We start from the raw sequence: 16,884 nt of genomic DNA on the forward strand, positions 1-16,884 counted from the left end.
GATTCCTGATTATGCCGATCCGGGAGAATGCACCACTACTTCATAGATGGTGCCATGAAAGTTGCCCGCATCTGCCGGAACACGAGTAAACCAGATCAAAACGTACTGACCGGTTGCCGGCTGATCAGGGGTCAGTGTGGTCTTGCCTGCCGCGTTCTTCTCGGTGGCCACCGTCTTCAGTGAGCCGAGCTCCGGCGAGTCGCCCACCTTGAGCTCGACCGTCGCACCCGAAGCATCGGACAGCGTAGCGACCACATCGCTGATCTGCATGGATTTGCCCATGTCGAGCAGCAGGCCGACGCCCTCCTTGAGGTTGCCCAGGTCCGCGCTGGTGTAGCCCTCCGTCTTCCACAGGGTGCTGGGCTTGCCGTCGATGGCCAGACCGGCCATGTCGGACTTCTCGTCCTTGTCGCCGAGCGGGTCGAACCCCTGCGCCTTCTTCGGCTTGACCACCTGGGTCTCGGCCGAGGCCGACGTGGAGGAGCTGGGGGTGCCGCCCTTCGCCTCGGGCGTGGTCGGGCTGCCCAGGCTGCGGCCGATCGTCCAGGCGCCGACTCCGACGGCCGCGATGACGAGCAGCACGACCAGCGTCATCAGCACCCGGTTGAGTGTGCTGCCGCCGCCGTTACGCGGAGGACGCGGCGTGGGCGGCAGCGGCGGGATCGTGAGCTGCTGGCGGTGCGCGATGTCGAGGCCCTCGGTCTGGGAGGCGGAGGCCACCGCGGGGGTCGAGGGGTAGGAGATCGGGATCGGCATGGGCCTGGCCACGTCGGCCAGCGCCTCGGCGACCTGGGACGGGCTGGCCAGCGCGCCCTGGCCCTTGCGGGCCTCGGGCAGGCACGCGCGTACGGTGACCGTGTCGAGGTAGCTCGGCACCCCGGCGGTGACCTGGCGGGGCGTGCAGAAGTGGCCGTCGGTCATGGGGGCCGCGGGCAGCCCGCCCTCTTCCTCGTCGCCCGGCCAGTGGCCGGTCAGCCCCGCGTACAGCAGCCGGCCGAGGCCCTCGGCGTCGTCGAGCGCCGGCTGGTCGGTGGTGAGCCCGGACAGCGCCGCGTCGACGGCCACGCCGAGCACCTTGACCGTGTTGCCGGTCGTCCACACCAGGTGGGACGGGCGCAGGCACAGGTGGTAGAGCTGCGCCTCGTGGGCGTGCGCGAGCGCCTCCGCCGCCTCGGCCACCAGCCCGGCGGCCCGCTCGGGCTCCAGCGGGCCGGAGGCGAGCAGGTCGGTCAGGGACTCGCCGGTGACCCACTCGCTGACGACGTACGCGGCCTTCTCTTCCTCGGCGGCGTCGAACACCTGCGTCAGGCGCGGGTCGGTCAGCCGGCTCGCGGCGCGGGCGGCCGTGACGACCTCGTGGACGCGGGGGAAGTCGGGCGAGAACGTGTGGACGGCCACGGGACGCGCGAGTATCTCGTCGATGGCCTTCCACAGCGTGGCGCCGTCGGACTCGCTGACGCGGTCCTCGAGCCGGAAACGCTCGGCCAGACGGGTGCCGGGTTCGACGGCCGACGTGCTCACAGGCTCACTCCGCTTGGCCGATCGGGCGTGGTCATGACTTGAATCACCTGCGTGGTGGTGTCCCACGAAGGCACGCTATGCCGGGTGGATCCGCCCACGCCCCTCCTGCTTCCATTCGCGCGTGTCGGGCTCCATGGTAGTGCCGAGTGGAATCGGCCCGCGTTCTTTACCGACCTACCCGCCCCGCGACCATCCCAACGATGGAATTGACCTCCGGGATGCGCATTCTGTGGGCGACGCCGAGATAGAGCAGCAATCCCAGGCCCCCGCCCACGGCCAGCACGATCAGGGAGTTGACGAACCCTAGCCCGGTGAACACTCCCGTGACCACCCAGACCGCCGCCAGGGCCACCGCGGCGGTGGGCATGGCCGCGAGGTACATCCTGGTCAGCGCCATGCCGATGGTCCAGCCGCCCAGCCCTCGGACCCGGCGGCTGGCCAGCCACCAGGCGGCGAGCCCACCCAGCGCGTACGCGATGGCGTACGCGAGGGCCAGCCCCATCACGGTGTAGCGGGCCGGCAGCAGCGCGTTGAACAGCAGCATGAAAACCGCGTTGACCGCCGTCGTGCCCGCGCCGATGAACACCGGCGTGCGGGTGTCGCCGAAGCTGTAGAAGACCCGGAGCAGCAGCTGGAACAGCGCGAACGGCACCAGCGCGAGCCCGTACACCTGCAGCACGTTGCCGATGTAGACGGCGTTGGCGACGCTGTTGGTGCCGTGACCGTAGATGGGCACGGTGATCGCCGGACCGAGCACCATGAGCAGCAGCGACACCGGCACCATGAGCGAGCAGATCAGCCGCACGCTCGACCCGAACTCGCTGCGCACGTCGTCGAGCCGCCCTTCGCCGACGGCCCGGCTCATCCTGGGCAGCATGGACGTGATCACCGAGACGCCGATGACGCCGTACGGGAGCTGGAAGAGCTGGAAAGCCAGCGTGTACGGGCTGATGCCGTGGCCGTCCACCACGTCTCCCGCCGCGCTGGCGAGGTTGGTGGTCAGCATGAAGCCGAGCTGGGTGACGATCACGTAGCCGATCGTCCAGACGCCCGCCCTGCCCATCTCGCCCAGCCGGGCGTTGCGCAGGTCGAAGCGGGGCACGAAGGCGAACCCCACCCGCTTGAGCGCGACGATGAGGATGACCGCCTGGGCCACGATGCCCGCCGTGGTGCCCAGGCCGAGCAGCGCCAGACCGCCGGTCCCGACCTTGCTGATGTCGCCGCCGATGCCCAGCAGGGCGTAGATCAGGAACACCCCGATGACGACCAGGTTGTTGGCCACGGGGGCCCACATGGGGGCGCCGTAGCGGTCGCGGGTGTTGAGGATGGCGCCGGCCACCGCGCCGACGCCGAAGAAGGCGAGCTGCGGCAGGATGAAGCGGGCCAGCGTGACCGCGGCCACGTACTTGTCGCTGGTCGGAGCCCAGTCGGTGTAGAGATCGATCAGCAGCGGCGCGGCGAACACCGCCACCACCGCCACCGCGATCAGCGCCACCGCGGAGAGCGTCAGCAGCCGCTGCTCGTACGCCCGGCCGCCGTCGGGGTCGTGCTGCTGCGCGCGGACGATCATCGGCACCACGACGCTGCTCAGCACGCCGAGGAGCAGCAGGTCGAGAATGCTGTACGGGATCGCGTACGCCGCGTTGTAGGCGTCACCCAGCGCGAACGTGCCGATGGCGTAGGCCAGCACCATGGTCCGCACGAACCCCGTGACCCTGGACACCATCGTGCCCGCCGCCATGATGGCGCTGGCCCGAAGCATGCGGCTCATACGGTCTCACTCTCCCGGGTCTTGGCTGCGCGCGCGAGCTTCCGTTCCGACCTGCGTCGCAGCACCCGCGTCACCACGGCGGCGAGCATCACGGTCAGCGCGGCGCCCACGATCACCGAGGCGATCCCGGTATAGCCGGTCGTGCGGATGGTCAGCCGCTGCGGCTCGCCGTACGGCCGGCCGTCGGCGGTCTTGAGCTGGACGGTCACTATCGCGTCGCCGCTGGTGTCGGGGGCGGCGTTCATCTGCACCTGAACCATGCCGCTCTGCCGAGGGCCGATCGTCATCGGCTCCTTCTGCGCGAAGTTGACCTGCAACAGCTCGGGGTTGTTGGACGTGACGTCGATGTAGAGGGCGATCGGCACGCCCAGCTCGTTCTTGACACTGATCGGGATCGCGCCGCTGCTGCCCGCCAGCGTCCGCGTCCGGTTGGGGCCCGACCCGGTGATCTGGATCTTCTTGATCTGATCTGTCACCGCGGTGCTGACCAGCTTGTACGCCGAGCGGCCCGCGCGGGTGTTGTTGCGCCAGGCCGACGAGGTCAGCCTGAGCACCGCCGCGTCGAAGGCCGACGGCGCCTTGTTCTCCGTGATCAGGGAGGTGAGCTGCGCCTTCGCGGTGACGTCCGTGACCGGGGCGAGGTATTTCGCGGTCAGCTCGTTCTTGCGGTCCTGATCGGTGTAGGTCAGCCCGGCGCGCGGGACGGCCAGTCTCGTCGCCTTCAGCGAGTCCAGCGGGGTCAGCCGCAGCCAGGGCAGCTTGTCGGCGGCCTTCAGCAGCGCGGTGACGAGCTTCGGGTTGGGGTCCCAGCGGCGCGACGGGGCGATGACGATCGACCTGGGCGAGGTCTGGCCGGGCTCCGCGGCGATCATCGCGGTCTCGGCGATGAAGCGTTGCGTGCTGAGCAGCGTCGATGTGCCGGCCGCCGGCTCGAACAGCTTGCTCAGCCCGGCGTCGGCCACCAATGCGGTGACGGGCCCGTTCACCGAGTCGAGCGTGGCGGCGGCATCGGGCGTGAACGGCACGGGCGGCTGCGGCGGCAGGGTGGTCGGGTTGAGCAGGACCTTGTCGACCTTGTCCGTGCTGACGGAGAGCAGGTCGAGCGCGTCGGCGTCGAGCACGCCCGCGGGCGGCCAGTTGACGTCCGTCTTGACCTCGTGGCCGAGCAGTGCCCCGAGCCGCTGCTTGCCCAGCGCGATCGCCTTGCCGGGCTGCGCGTCCAGCCCCTGGTGCGCGAGCGCGGCCACGTCGGGATCGGCGTACGGGACCGCGAACACCGAAGAGGCGGCCAGCGCGGTGCGCATGGTCGTCAGCCAGCTCGCGGCCTCGGCGCTGGCCGGTCTGTCCTGGACGCCGTCCTTGGTCTTGACCTGGTACTTCGCCTTCGACATCGTGGTGAGGTCGTCGAGCAGCCCGGGCTCGACGAACCAGCTGATCTTCTCGGACGCCCCCTGCGCGATGCGCGCCAGATCGGCGAGCCGCCCCTTGCCGGTGACCGACTGACTCAGCTTGTCGTCCAGGAACAGGGGGCTGTCGGTCGCCCGGTGCGGCTGGTCGATGACGGGCAGGGCGATGGCGAGCTTGTTGCGCGGCAGCTTCGGCACCGTGGGCGGCGCGTAGGTGACGTACGTGCGCTGCGCGGTGATCCCCGTGTCGAACTGGGACACTTCCACGGCCACCGGGTAGACCCCGAACGAGGGGATCGCGGGGTAGGTGAGCTGCGCGGGCGTCGCGATGAACTCCCAGGTCACCTGGGCGCCCGCGGCCAGCGCCTGGACGTCGAAGCGGGAGGTGGGGGAGAGGTTGCCCAGGAATGCCGTGGGATTCTGGTCGCTCTCGTAGGCGGCCATGCTGGCGCGGTTGGTGAACCTCTGCGGCGAGTAACGCAGGCGTACGCTCAGGCCGTTCATCGGCGCGCCGGAGTTGTTGCGCAGTGTGCCGGTGAACTTGATCACATCGGCCCGCGAGGTCGCCGGCTGTGGCGAGATCGACGAAATCGAGAGGGAAATGTTCTGCCTGCTCGCCTTCGCGGTCTTCGTGGCAGCCGCGCCCGGCGCGGTCGCCACCACGGTGAAGGCGAGCAACGCGAAGAGCAGCGTGGCCTTACGGATCACGCGAATGCCCGAGCTGGAGTACGACGACGCACGCCCGCAATGGTACGGGCTCAGTGCCGCCGCGCGACCGCCTCACGTGATCCTTTTGCGCGCAGGTCGACCATCTTGCCTGGCAGGAGTGCCAACAGGTCGGGCATGCGCAAGCCGAGCGCGGTGTGCCGTTCGCCGGTGGCTGTGTAGACCGGATCGTCGTAGACCGGATCGTCGTCGTCCAGCAGCCGGTCGTCGACGAACATGGGCAGCGACTCCGGCAGCAGCAGCGGGCACACCAGCCCGTTCGCGTAGTCGGTGGCCGCGTTGACCACGTGGGCCGGGGCCGGTCGCACCCGGCGTACACCCAGCACTCCGCCGACGGCTCCCAGCGGTGGCGGCGCCGACACGGGGGAGGTGAACGCGATGACGACCTCGCGGCCGACCCTCGTGGCGACTTCGAGCACAGTGACCATCAGGCACCTGTCGGGTGCCGCCGAGACCGCCTCCGGCAGGTCTTCCGCGCAAGTCATGGGACGCGGAAGGCGTACGATCTCATGATGGACCTGGTGTGCGAGGAGCCAGCGGTGGATCGCGAGGGCGTCCTTCATATAGTCCTCCTTGCCTTGTTCCATGGCCCCCGACGGTCCCAAGACCGACGGTAACCCCGACCCGGTGTGGCTCGGGGGATATGTTTCGGCAGCACAAGAAGGACCAATCCGCTTGTCCGACTCAACTCTGACTGACAGCCAGCGACGGGCCATGACAGACCTGTTCCGCAAGATCGCACCGGTGGCCGACGAGCTCGGCCGCCTCTTCGCCGCGCAGGGGCACGAGCTTGCCCTCGTCGGCGGCCCCGTACGCGACCTGCTGCTCGGCCGCATCGGCAACGACCTCGACCTGACCACGGACGCCCGCCCCGAGCGGGTGCTGGAGATCGTCAGGGACTGGGCCGACTCCGTGTGGACGATCGGCATCGACTTCGGCACCGTGGGGCTGCGCAAGGGCAGCTGGCTGATCGAGGTGACGACGTACCGGAGCGAGTCGTACGACCCGAAGTCGCGCAAACCCGAGGTCATGTACGGCGAGACGCTCGAGGAGGACCTGGAGCGGCGCGACTTCGCGGTCAACGCGATGGCCGTGCGCCTGCCCGGGCACGAGTTCGTCGATCCCTACGGCGGGCTCGACGACCTGCGGGCCAAGGTGCTGCGCACCCCGGGCACCCCCGAGCAGTCCTTCGGCGACGACCCGCTGCGCATGCTGCGGGCCGCCAGGTTCGCCTCGCAGCTCGGGTTCCACGTGGACGAGCAGGCCGTGGCGGCGATGACCGAGATGGCCGAGCGCATCGAGATCGTCTCGGCCGAGCGCATCCGCGACGAGCTCGACAAGCTCATCTGCGGTGCCAACCCGCGCGAGGGCCTGCGGCTGCTCGTCGAGACCGGGCTGGCCGCGCACGTGCTGCCCGAGCTGCCCAAGCTCCGCCTGGAGATCGACGAGCACCACCGCCACAAGGACGTCTACGAGCACACGCTGACCGTGCTCGACCAGGCCATCGCGCAGGAGGAGGACGGTAAGCCCGACCGGCCCCTGCGCTGGGCGGCGCTCCTGCACGACATCGGCAAGCCGAAGACGCGCCGCCACGAGCCGGGCGGGCGGGTGTCGTTCCACCACCACGAGGTGGTCGGCGCGCAGATGACCAAGAAGCGCATGACGGAGCTGAAGTTCCCCAAGGACGTGGTGTCGGACGTGGCGCGGCTGGTGGAGCTGCACCTGCGCTTCCACGGCTACGGCACGGGGGAGTGGACCGACAGCGCCGTACGCCGTTACGTGCGAGACGCCGGTCACCTGCTGGACCGGCTGCACAAGCTGACCAGGGCCGACTGCACCACGCGCAACAAGCGCAAGGCGGCGGCTCTGTCACGCACCTACGACAGCCTCGAAGAGCGCATCTCCAGGCTCGCCGAGGAGGAGGAGCTGGCCAAGATCCGCCCTGAGCTGGACGGCAACGAGATCCAGCGCGTCCTCGGCATCGGTCCCGGGCCGGTGGTGGGGCGGGCCTACAAGTTCCTGCTCGACCTCAGGCTCGACAAGGGCATGATCGGCAAGGAGGCGGCTACCGAGGCGTTGACGGAGTGGGCTCGGTCGAACGGCGTTGGCGGATGATCATCCGGTAGACGACGGCCGCCACGGGGTAGCCGACGGAGATGATCGCGACGGCGAGGTAGGACTTGCCGTTGGCGGGCAGGATCACCGCCGCCAGGGCCGCGGCCAGCACGTACATGCCGTTGAAGAGCATGTCGTAGATGGAGAACGCGCGGCCCAGGTAGATGTCCTCGACGTCGCGCTGGACCGTGGTGTCGGCGCAGATCTTGACGCTCTGCCCGGCCACCCCGAGCACGAACCCGGCCGCCGGCAGCCCCCACTCCTGGAACGGCAGCACCAGCGCGGCCGTCAGCACCCCGGCCGCCGACAGCGCGATCGACACCCACCGCGTGATCGTGAACCGCGCGGTCGCGTACGGGGTGATGATCACGGCGAGGAAGTAGCCGAAGCCGGACGTGGCCACGACCAGGCTGACCCCGCGCAGGGCGGCCTCGGGGTCGCCGTCGGTGAAGTAGTAGCGGTAGAGGATGATGCCGAGCGCGGTCGCCATGCCGTAGAGGAAGCGGTGCGCGGCCATCGCCCCCACGGTGGCGGCGGCCACGCGGTGGCGTACGAGGTGCCCTGCGCCGTCCACAAGCCCGATCAGCACGTTGCGCATGGCCTCGCGCGCCTGCGGCTTCCTGGGGTCGTACTGGGGGCCGAGCAGGTCGCGTGCCATCGTCCTGGCCACCAGCGCGCTCAGCCCGAACACCACGCCGGAGGCCACCAGCAGCAGCGCGACGCCCCGGTCCGCGCCGCCGAACACCTCGCGCAGCAGGAACCCCACGCCCGCGCCCACGAACGTCAGCACGGTGCCGGAGGTGGGGACGACCGCGTTGGCCGCCATCAGCCGGTCGGCCGGCACCACGTGCGGCAGTGAGGCGCCGAGCGCGGACAGGAAGAACCTGTTGACTCCCAGCACCCCGAGCGCCGCCGCGTAGAACACCGGATCCGGCACGTCGGCGGCCACCAGCCCCGCCGTCACCAGCAGGAGCGCGCCGCGCACAATGGGCGCGACCACCAGGATCTGCCGTCGTGACCAGCGGTCGATGAACACGCCGACGAAGGGCCCGAGCACGCTGTACGGCAGCAGCAGCACGGCCAGCCCCGCGGCCACCTCGAGCGCGGTCGTCTGGCTCTCGGGGCTGAAGAAGGCGAACCCCGTCACGCCGAACTGGAAGATCCCGTCGGAGAACTGGGAGATCAGCCGGGTGGCGAACAACCGGCGGAAATCTCTCCCCCGCAGGACGACACGTAGGTCGGCGACGAACGACACGCCGCAAGCCTAGTCCTCCGCGCGTCGCCTACGATGCCGGGAGATGTTCGCACTGCAGGTGGCTCATGGGTTACGAGCGGTCGGCATGATCTCGTACGCTTCATAGCGTGACGATTGAGGAACACGTTGTGCTGGTCGACAGCGCCGGCCATGCACTCGGCACCGCGCCCAAGACCGAGGTGCACGGTCGCGAGACGCCCCTTCACCTGGCGTTCTCCAGCTATGTCTTCGACCACGAAGGCCGCGTGCTGCTCACCAGACGGGCGGACCGCAAGGTCACCTGGCCGGGGATCTGGACCAACAGCTGCTGCGGCCACCCGCTGCCGGGCGAGCCGGTGGACCGGGCGGTCGAGCGCCGGCTCTCCTACGAGCTGGGGCTCGCGGTGAAGAGCATCGACCTGATGCTGCCGACCTTCGCCTACCGCGCCGTCATGGCCAACGGGATCGTCGAGCACGAGCTCTGCCCGGTCTACCGGGTCACGGTCTCCTCGCCCGTCGTGCCCAACCCCGAGGAGGTGGGGGAGACGCGGTGGATGCCGTGGAAGGACTTCACCGAGGGGGTGCTGAACGGGCTGCTGGCGATCTCGCCCTGGTGCCGGGAGCAGGTGCCGCTGCTCGACGAGCTCGGCTCCGACCCGACGTCCTGGGAGCCTGCCTCGCCGTCCGAGCTGCCCCCTGCGGCACGCCTGTAGCGTGGCGCCGCGCCCCGCGATGAGGGGCCCGGCGCCACGTCAGCGAGGGGTCAGCGCTCGACCTCGCCCCGGATGAACTTCTCGACGTACTCCCGGGCCTCGTCGTCCGAGTACTGCTCCGGCGGCGACTTCATGAAGTACGAGGAAGCCGAGAGGATGGGACCTCCGATCCCGCGGTCGAGGGCGATCTTGGCCGCCCGCACCGCGTCGATGATGATCCCCGCCGAGTTGGGCGAGTCCCAGACCTCGAGCTTGTACTCGAGGTTGAGCGGCGTGTCGCCGAACGAGCGCCCTTCGAGCCGCACGTACGCCCACTTGCGGTCGTCCAGCCACGGCACATGGTCCGACGGCCCGATGTGCACGTCGGCCTTGCCCATCTCGTGCGGGATCTGCGAGGTGACCGACTGCGTCTTGGAGATCTTCTTCGACTGGAGCCGCTTGCGCTCCAGCATGTTCATGAAGTCCATGTTGCCGCCGAAGTTGAGCTGGTACGTGCGCAGCAGCTCCACCCCGCGGTCCTCGAACAGCTTGGCCAGCACGCGGTGCGTGATCGTGGCGCCGACCTGCGACTTGATGTCGTCACCGACGATCGGCACGCCGGCCTCGGTGAACTTCTCCGCCCACACCGGGTCGGAGGCGATGAAGACCGGCAGCGCGTTCACGAAGGCGACACCGGCGTCGATGGCGCACTGCGCGTAGAAGCGGTCCGCCTCCTCCGAACCCACCGGCAGGTAGGAGACCAGGACGTCGACCTGGTTGTCACGGAGCACCTGGACCACGTCGACGGGCGCCTCGTCGGACTCCTCGACGATCTCCCGGTAGTACTCACCCAGGCCGTCGAAGGTATGGCCGCGCTGGACCGTCACCCCCGTGGGGGGCACGTCGCAGATCTTGATCGTGTTGTTCTCGCTGGCGACGATCGCCTCAGACAGGTCCCGGCCGACCTTCTTGGCATCCACGTCGAACGCCGCGACGAACTCGACGTCGCCGACGTGGTAGTCGCCGAACTTCACGTGCATCAGGCCAGGGACCCGTACGTCCGGGTCGGCGTCCTTGTAGTAGTGAACGCCCTGGACCAGCGACGACGCGCAGTTGCCGACACCGACAATGGCCACGCGAACCGAACCCATCGCACTCGCTCCCTTACTCATCAGTTGACGTGGTATCTCCTTCGGGCCTCTCCTCAGACGAGGCCCGACGCTCTGTTGCGATCAGCTCGTTCAGCCAGCGCACCTCGCGCTCGACCGACTCGAGCCCATGACGCTGCAGCTCGAGCGTGTAACTGTCGAGACGCTCCCTGGTGCGCGCCAGCGCCGTGCGCACCGCGTCGAGCCGCTCCTCCAACCGGCTGCGGCGCCCTTCGAGGATGCGCAGGCGGACCTCTGCCTCGGTGTGGCGGAAGAACGCGAAGTGCACACCGAAGCTCTCGTCCTCCCAGGCGGAAGGACCGGCCTGCGTCAGCAGTTCTTGCAGCCGTTCCTTGCCTTCGGCGGTCAGCTTGTAAACGATCTTCGACCGGCCGCCGACGATCGTGGCAGGAGCGGGCTGCTCCTCCGCGATGAGGCCCTGAGTCAGAAGTGACCGCAGACAGGGGTACAGCGAACCGTAGGAGAACGCGCGGAACATCCCCAGCAGGGCGTTGAGCCGTTTGCGCAGCTCATAGCCGTGTAGCGGAGTCTCGTGCAGTGACCCGAGCACGGCCAGTTCCAAGACCCTGCCCTGTCCGCCGCCCACCGGAACCGCCCCCTCTCGCGTCGATGTATCGAGCCGATACATCCTGAGGATACGTCGCCCCGCTATATGGCTGCAATCTCCGAATATGCCAAGCCGTTGGGATGGAGTCGCAAAACGCCGTAGTCTGGCGCTCATGTGGTCACAGCGAAGGGTGGTGGATTACGGCCTGGCGAAACGGGCGGTGGTCCGCTCTCTACGCGCGGGGCGATCCTCGCGCGGCGATGTCTGTGACGCACAGCCGTACCTCCTTCGCGCGGCGCGCTATTTCGGCGAGCCGACCGAACGCCTCTGCCCGGTCTGCGAGAGGGAGAACGTCACCAACGTGACCTATGTCTACGGCGATTCGCTTGGACGGCATGCCGGTGAGGCAAAGGTCGCGTCAGAACTCATCGCAATGGCTCATGATTACGATGAGTTCCGGGTGTACGTGGTCGAGGTCTGCCAAGGTTGTTCCTGGAACCACCTGACGGTTTCGTACGTCCTTGGCAACGGACCGCCTGATCCAGCCGGCCAAGCGTGATGACCGAGGGCGGCGAGAACCTCACGCCCAACCGCCGTTTATGTTCCGACGACGATGCGAGGACGTGTTGAGTAACAGCATGAATGAGGGGACGGGCCGCCCGGGAAGGCGCCGTCGTTCCAGCTCATCCCGTTCTGTGCCCGCCGGCTCTCCCCCGCAAACCGGCGAACCGGCATGGGGAGCGGCGGAGCCGCCGCGTCGTCCGGAAGCCGCTTACGAGCAGACCGGGGCCATGGCGGCGCAGCCGTACGACGAGTCGCCCGGACGCGGCGACCAGCCGCCGCCGCGCTCGCGCGCCCGCCAGGACCCGCGCACGCTGAGTAACCAGGAGACGATCGTCAGCGACGCGCCGCGGCGCTCGCGCAGGCGGGGCGAGGGCGGGCCTCCCGAACCCCCGGGGCCGCCGACCGAGAAGGGCGGCAAGGGCGGCTGGCGCAGGTTCATACCGAGCTGGAAGATCGTCGTGGCCGGGGTCGTGGTGCTCGCGGCCGGCCTCTTCGGCATGATCATGATCGCGTACGCCAACACGCCGGTGCCGGACGCCGAGCAGGCCAAGGCCGAGGCGCTCGCAGAGCAGAGCACCATCTACTACCGGGACGGCAAAGAGATCGCCAAGCTCGGCACGAAGCGCGAGATCGTTCCGATCTCGAAGATGGCCCAGACGGTCAGGGACGCCGCGGTGGCCATCGAGAACAAGACGTTCTACGAGGACTCCGGCATCTCCATCTCCGGCATGGCCCGCGCGCTCTACATGACCGCGACCGGGCAGCAGCTGCAGGGCGCCTCGACGATCACCCAGCAGATGGCCAGTAACTACTACGACGGCCTCAACAGGGAAGTCTCCCTCAAGCGCAAGGTCTTGGAGATCTTCGTCGCGGTCAAGCTCAACGACAAGCTGTCCAAGGACGACATCCTCCAGAACTACCTGAACACCGTCAACTTCGGCCGGGCCTACGGCGTCGAGGCCGCCGCCAAGGCGTACTTCGGTGACAGCGTCACGGCCGCGAAGCTGACTCCCGAGCAGGGTGCCTATCTCGCCGCGCGCATCCAGCAGCCCAACTGGGAGCCTGACGCCCCCGCGCTCAAGGTTCGCTGGAACACCACCATCAAGTACATGGCCGAGCAGTGGCCCGACAGGTACGGCCAGCTTCCGCAGACCGCCAAGTGGCCCAAGCTTCGCAAGGACAGCAACGAGAACGAGCTCGGCGGGCTCAAGGGCTACATGGTGATGCAGGTCCTCGAGGAGTTGAAGCAGCGCGGTCTCACTCCCGACGCGGTCAGGAGCGGCGGCTACCACATCACCTCGACCTTCGACCGGAAGCTCATGCTGGCCGCCAAGGAGGCGGTGCAGAGCACGACCCGTAGCATGAGCAAGGAGTACCACGCGGGGCTGGCGGCCGTTGACCCGAAGAAGGGCCGGATCCTGGCGTTCTACGGCGGCAGCAACTACGTCAAGGACCCGTTCAACGAGCCCTTCGACGCCAAGAAGCAGGCCGCCTCCGCGTTCAAGCCGTACGTGCTGGCGGCCTGGCTGCAGGCCGGTTACTCGCTCAAGAGCTACGTGCCGGGCAACGAGACGGTGCCGAAGGAGATCCCCGGCATCCAGAAGGAAGGCATCAGGAACAGCCACAACGTCGGCCAATCCATCGATGTGATCAAGGCCACCGCCCAGTCGGTCAACACGGCGTACGTGTCGATGGCATTCGCGCTGCCCGGCAAGATCGATGAAGTGAAGAACCTCGTCGAGTCGGCCGGGTTCAACCAGGACCGCATGGAAGCGGACGTCAAGGAGCACAGCTACCAGTTCGCCATCGGCAGCGCTCCGGTGAGCGCGGTCGAGCAGGCCGCCGGCTACTCCATCTTCGCCAACGGCGGCAAGTACACCAAGTACCACGTGGTGCAGGAAGTCAGGCGGGGCAAGCAGGTCGTCTACCCCGAGCAGCGGGCCTCCAAGCAGGTCGTCGATCCCGGTGTCGCCGCCGACGCCACGGTGGCCATGCAGGAGGTGCTGCGCAGCGGCACCGCGGCGGGCCAGGGCCTGGGCAACCGGCCGGCCGCCGGCAAGACCGGCACGAACAACAATGAGAAAGAGGCCTGGTTCGTCGGCTACACGCCGCAGATCTCCGCCGCTGTCGGGTTCTACCGCGAGCAGTGCAAGACGAAGAAGGGCACGGTCGTTCAGCCCATCAACTCCAGCTGCCCGGAGACGCCCCGCGGCAAGCCGAGCACGAAGTACAACAGGGACAACCCCTACTCGAGGGCGTACGAGGTGTCCCTGGGCTTCGAGGGCGCCGGTCCGCCCACGGCCACCTGGCACAAGTTCATGACGCTCGCCCACGAGGGCCTGCCCATCGAGCAGTTCCCGAAGAGGGCCGAGATCGGGGTGCCCGAGAACATCGTGCCGAGCCCGACACCCACGCCGAAGCCGACCGAGGACGACCCGTTCGACACCGGCGACGACCCGCTGGGCGACCAGGGCAACCAGGACTGCTTCGTCAACCCGTGCAACGACGACGTCACCCCCACAGAGGAGCCCACCATCGACGACGGCGGCGATGACACCGGGTTCCCGCAGACCGCCAACGGTGACGTGGCCGGCGGCAACAACGGCAACGGTCACGGCAACGGCAACGGTGGTGGCCGCCTGCCCGCGCCGAAGCCCACGGGGTGGGCGTCGATGTCCAGGTCCGAGGAACGGTGACGAGCACGGAGGCGCGCGCCCCCTTCGTGGCGCGCGCCGTGCCGTACCTCCCCCTGGCCGTGATCGCGGCCCTGGGGGCGACCCTCGCGTACGTGGTGCGGCTGCCGTGCCGCGCCGGCGGCTGGAACGACCAGGTCTCGACGTACACGAACTTCTGCTACACCGACATCTACCCCCTGTACTTCGACAGGGAGCTGGCGACCCAGAACCCCTACTTCGCCCACGTGCCGTTCGACAAGCAGGTCGAGTACCCGGTCGTGCTGGGCGAGGTCATGCAGGTGATCAGCTGGATCGCCAGGGCGCTCACGCCTGACAGGGTCGCGCAGGCGGTCAGGTTCTACGACCTGACGGTCATCCTGCTCGGTGTCTCCTTGGTCGCCGGCGTCCTGCTGATGGCCGCGGTGGCCGGGCCGGCGCGGCGGTGGGACGCGCTCTGGTACGCCGTCTCGCCCGCCGTGGTGCTGGCCGCCTACATCAACTGGGACCTGGTCGCGGGCGCGCTGTCGATGGGCATGCTGCTGGCCTGGGCACGGCGCAGGCAGGCGCTGGCGGGAGTGCTGCTGGGGCTGGCCATCGCGACCAAGTTCTATCCCTTAATGTTCGTGGGCGCACTGTTCCTGCTCACCTGGCGTACCGGACGATGGCGACCGTTCCTGGTCACGCTGGCCTCGACCGTCGGCACGTGGCTCGTGGTCAACGTGCCGTTCATGATTCTGGCGTGGGACGGCTGGCGCAGGTTCTACGTCTTCTCCCAGGAGCGCGGGGTGGACTGGGGCTCGCCGTGGCTGTTCTTCCAGAGCAAGGGCTGGGCCATCCTCGGCGAGGGCGACGTGAGCAAGCTCGGCATGGCGGCCCTGGCCATCATGTGCCTGGGCATCGCCGTGCTCACGCTGGCCGCGCCGCGCCGGCCCAGGCTGGCGCAGATCTGCTTCCTGGCGCTGGCCGCGTTCATGATGACGAACAAGGTGTGGTCGCCGCAGTTCGTGCTCTGGCTGGTGCCGTTCGCCGTGCTGGCCAGGCCCAACTGGAAGCCGCTCGCGCTGTGGCAGCTCGCCGAGGTCTGGTACTTCGCCGCCATCTGGCTCTACCTGCTCTCCCAGCCGCCGCTCAGCCGGAACGACCTGGGCATCGGTGACGACACGTACTTCACCGCCGTATGGGGGCGGGTCATCACGATCGGGATCATGATGGCGTTCGTGGTGCGGGACATCCTCCGTCCCCACAAGGACCGGGTGCGCCAGGCGGACATCGACGATCAGGGAGGCGGAGTCTTCGACGACGCGCCCGACCGGTTCACGCTGACGTCCGCCGTCCGATGATCACCCGCTCGGCCGCCCGGGACGCGCTGCTGCTCTGGCTCGGCTCGCGGGCCGGGCTGCTGGTGGCGACGGTGCTCGGGACGGCGCTCACCGCGTACGCCGGCAAGTGGCGCCAGTGGGACGCCGGACTGTTCATCACGATCGCCCAGTACGGCTACGACGGCGAGCCCGGCCGGCCGGTGGACGAGGGGCTGCCCGCGTTCTTCCCGGGGTTCCCGGTGGTGCTGCGGGCCGTGCACGTCCTCGTGCCGGACTGGGCGGCGGCCGGGCTGCTGATCTCGCTGGTCGCCGGGGCGGTGGCCATGGTGGCGCTGGCCCGGCTGGCCGAGACGGAAGGCGCGTCCGGCTGGATGGCGGTGCTGGCGCTGCTGCTCTTCCCGATGGCGGTGTTCCTGGCGGCGGGCTACAGCGAGTCGCTCTTCCTGGCCTTCGCGATCCCGGCGTGGCTGGCCGCCCGGCGGGGGCTCTGGTCCGCCGCCGCGCTGCTCGCGGCGGGGGCCTCGTGCGTGCGGATCACGGGGCTGTTCCTCGCCGTCGCGCTCGTCGTGGAGTTCTTCACGCACAAGGAGCCCGTACGGCGGGCCGGGTGGCTGGCCGTGCCCTTCGTGCCGCTGGTGGCGTACTCGTACTACCACTACAGCCGCTCGGGTGACTGGCTGGCCTGGAAGCACGCGCAGGAAGCCGGATGGGGGCGCGACTTCGCGTGGCCGTGGCAGGCGTGGAAGACGACCTGGCGCTCGGCCATGGGCTCCGACGACTTCGCCGTGGCCTTCCGGATGGAGATCGCGGGCGCGGTGGTGGCGTTCGCGGTGCTCATCTGGCTGCTCCTGCTGCGCAGGTGGAGCGAGCTCGTCTACACGGGGTTGCAGGCGGCGGCGCTGATGACGTCGGCGTACTACCTGTCGATCCCGCGCTCGCTGCTGCTGTGGTTTCCGCTGTGGGTGCTGGTCGCGAAGGTCGCGACCAGGAAGCCGTGGGTGCTGGTCGTGTACGCGCTGATCTTCGGGCCGCTCATGCTGCTCAACACGGGACGGTTCCTGAGTGGCGCGTGGGCAGGCTGATCTCTATACCCGCTTTTTCGTCTAAGTAATCCAGGAAAGTTATCCACAGGCTGTGTGTATTTC

13 protein-coding genes are annotated in these 16,884 nt (G+C 68.8%); 6 read left to right on the plus strand and 7 right to left on the minus strand.

Going from position 1 to position 16,884, the window contains the following annotated elements:
- Nucleotides 1–9 precede the first annotated feature (9 nt).
- From ABD830_RS41435 to ABD830_RS41450, 4 genes are all read right to left on the minus strand, one after another.
- Nucleotides 10–1,521 (minus strand): protein kinase family protein, encoded by a 1,512-nt coding sequence (locus ABD830_RS41435; RefSeq protein ID WP_344999719.1) that lies wholly within the window; start codon nucleotides 1,519–1,521, stop codon nucleotides 10–12.
- 166 nt (nucleotides 1,522–1,687) lie between these two features.
- Entirely contained in the window at nucleotides 1,688–3,292 is a 1,605-nt protein-coding gene (gene murJ, locus ABD830_RS41440) for a murein biosynthesis integral membrane protein MurJ (RefSeq protein WP_344999721.1), read from the minus strand.
- On the minus strand, nucleotides 3,289–5,406 hold the full coding sequence (locus ABD830_RS41445) for a DUF6049 family protein (protein ID WP_344999723.1): 2,118 nt from the start codon (nucleotides 5,404–5,406) through the stop codon (nucleotides 3,289–3,291). The genes murJ and ABD830_RS41445 overlap by 4 nt, the downstream gene beginning before the upstream one ends.
- A 50-nt stretch (nucleotides 5,407–5,456) precedes the next feature.
- Nucleotides 5,457–5,987, minus strand: coding sequence for an aminoacyl-tRNA deacylase (locus tag ABD830_RS41450; protein WP_344999725.1), 531 nt, complete (start codon nucleotides 5,985–5,987; stop codon nucleotides 5,457–5,459).
- 151 nt (nucleotides 5,988–6,138) lie between these two features.
- Here ABD830_RS41450 and ABD830_RS41455 point away from each other — a divergent pair, with 151 nt between their 5' ends.
- Nucleotides 6,139–7,539, plus strand: a complete 1,401-nt coding sequence (locus ABD830_RS41455) for a CCA tRNA nucleotidyltransferase (protein ID WP_344999727.1) — start codon at nucleotides 6,139–6,141, stop codon at nucleotides 7,537–7,539.
- Here the strand turns inward: ABD830_RS41455 and ABD830_RS41460 are convergent.
- Nucleotides 7,490–8,794 (minus strand): MFS transporter, encoded by a 1,305-nt coding sequence (locus ABD830_RS41460; protein ID WP_344999729.1) that lies wholly within the window; start codon nucleotides 8,792–8,794, stop codon nucleotides 7,490–7,492. The two genes, ABD830_RS41455 and ABD830_RS41460, sit on opposite strands and share 50 nt — an antisense overlap.
- 107 nt (nucleotides 8,795–8,901) lie before the next feature.
- On the opposite strand from ABD830_RS41460, the gene idi reads away from it, so the two are divergent.
- On the plus strand, nucleotides 8,902–9,486 hold the full coding sequence (gene idi, locus ABD830_RS41465) for an isopentenyl-diphosphate Delta-isomerase (RefSeq protein WP_344999731.1): 585 nt from the start codon (nucleotides 8,902–8,904) through the stop codon (nucleotides 9,484–9,486).
- Nucleotides 9,487–9,536: 50 nt separating this feature from the next.
- Here the strand turns inward: idi and ABD830_RS41470 are convergent, their stop codons facing one another.
- Together ABD830_RS41470 and ABD830_RS41475 are read right to left on the minus strand one after the other, a co-directional pair.
- Nucleotides 9,537–10,616 (minus strand): inositol-3-phosphate synthase, encoded by a 1,080-nt coding sequence (locus ABD830_RS41470; protein ID WP_344999733.1) that lies wholly within the window; start codon nucleotides 10,614–10,616, stop codon nucleotides 9,537–9,539.
- A 13-nt stretch (nucleotides 10,617–10,629) separates the two neighbouring features.
- Nucleotides 10,630–11,220 carry a PadR family transcriptional regulator gene (locus ABD830_RS41475; protein ID WP_344999736.1) on the minus strand — a complete coding sequence of 197 codons (591 nt, stop codon included), beginning with the start codon at nucleotides 11,218–11,220 and terminating at the stop codon, nucleotides 10,630–10,632.
- Between the two features lie 133 nt (nucleotides 11,221–11,353).
- Here ABD830_RS41475 and ABD830_RS41480 point away from each other — a divergent pair, with 133 nt between their 5' ends.
- The 4 genes from ABD830_RS41480 (at nucleotide 11,354) to ABD830_RS41495 (ending at nucleotide 16,821) form a co-directional block, all read left to right on the plus strand.
- Nucleotides 11,354–11,740 carry a DUF5318 family protein gene (locus ABD830_RS41480; RefSeq protein ID WP_344999738.1) on the plus strand — a complete coding sequence of 129 codons (387 nt, stop codon included), beginning with the start codon at nucleotides 11,354–11,356 and terminating at the stop codon, nucleotides 11,738–11,740.
- 232 nt (nucleotides 11,741–11,972) lie between these two features.
- Nucleotides 11,973–14,441: a transglycosylase domain-containing protein gene (locus ABD830_RS41485; protein WP_344999740.1), complete on the plus strand. Its 2,469-nt coding sequence runs from the start codon at nucleotides 11,973–11,975 to the stop codon at nucleotides 14,439–14,441.
- Nucleotides 14,438–15,760 (plus strand): glycosyltransferase family 87 protein, encoded by a 1,323-nt coding sequence (locus ABD830_RS41490; protein WP_344999742.1) that lies wholly within the window; start codon nucleotides 14,438–14,440, stop codon nucleotides 15,758–15,760. Before ABD830_RS41485 ends, ABD830_RS41490 begins: the two co-directional genes overlap by 4 nt.
- Nucleotides 15,757–16,821 carry a mannosyltransferase family protein gene (locus ABD830_RS41495; RefSeq protein ID WP_344999744.1) on the plus strand — a complete coding sequence of 355 codons (1,065 nt, stop codon included), beginning with the start codon at nucleotides 15,757–15,759 and terminating at the stop codon, nucleotides 16,819–16,821. The genes ABD830_RS41490 and ABD830_RS41495 overlap by 4 nt, the downstream gene beginning before the upstream one ends.
- Nucleotides 16,822–16,884 lie beyond the last annotated feature (63 nt).

The organism is Nonomuraea helvata (assembly GCF_039535785.1).
GTDB lineage: Bacteria > Actinomycetota > Actinomycetes > Streptosporangiales > Streptosporangiaceae > Nonomuraea > Nonomuraea helvata.

Coding starts and splice junctions, on each gene's coding strand:
- murJ (WP_344999721.1), bottom strand. CDS start 3,292: ATGAGCCGCATGCTTCGGGCCAGCGCCATCATGGCGGCGGGCACGATG.
- ABD830_RS41450 (WP_344999725.1), bottom strand. CDS start 5,987: ATGAAGGACGCCCTCGCGATCCACCGCTGGCTCCTCGCACACCAGGTC.
- ABD830_RS41455 (WP_344999727.1), top strand. CDS start 6,139: ATGACAGACCTGTTCCGCAAGATCGCACCGGTGGCCGACGAGCTCGGC.
- ABD830_RS41470 (WP_344999733.1), bottom strand. CDS start 10,616: ATGGGTTCGGTTCGCGTGGCCATTGTCGGTGTCGGCAACTGCGCGTCG.
- ABD830_RS41480 (WP_344999738.1), top strand. CDS start 11,354: ATGTGGTCACAGCGAAGGGTGGTGGATTACGGCCTGGCGAAACGGGCG.
- ABD830_RS41485 (WP_344999740.1), top strand. CDS start 11,973: ATGGCGGCGCAGCCGTACGACGAGTCGCCCGGACGCGGCGACCAGCCG.
- ABD830_RS41495 (WP_344999744.1), top strand. CDS start 15,757: ATGATCACCCGCTCGGCCGCCCGGGACGCGCTGCTGCTCTGGCTCGGC.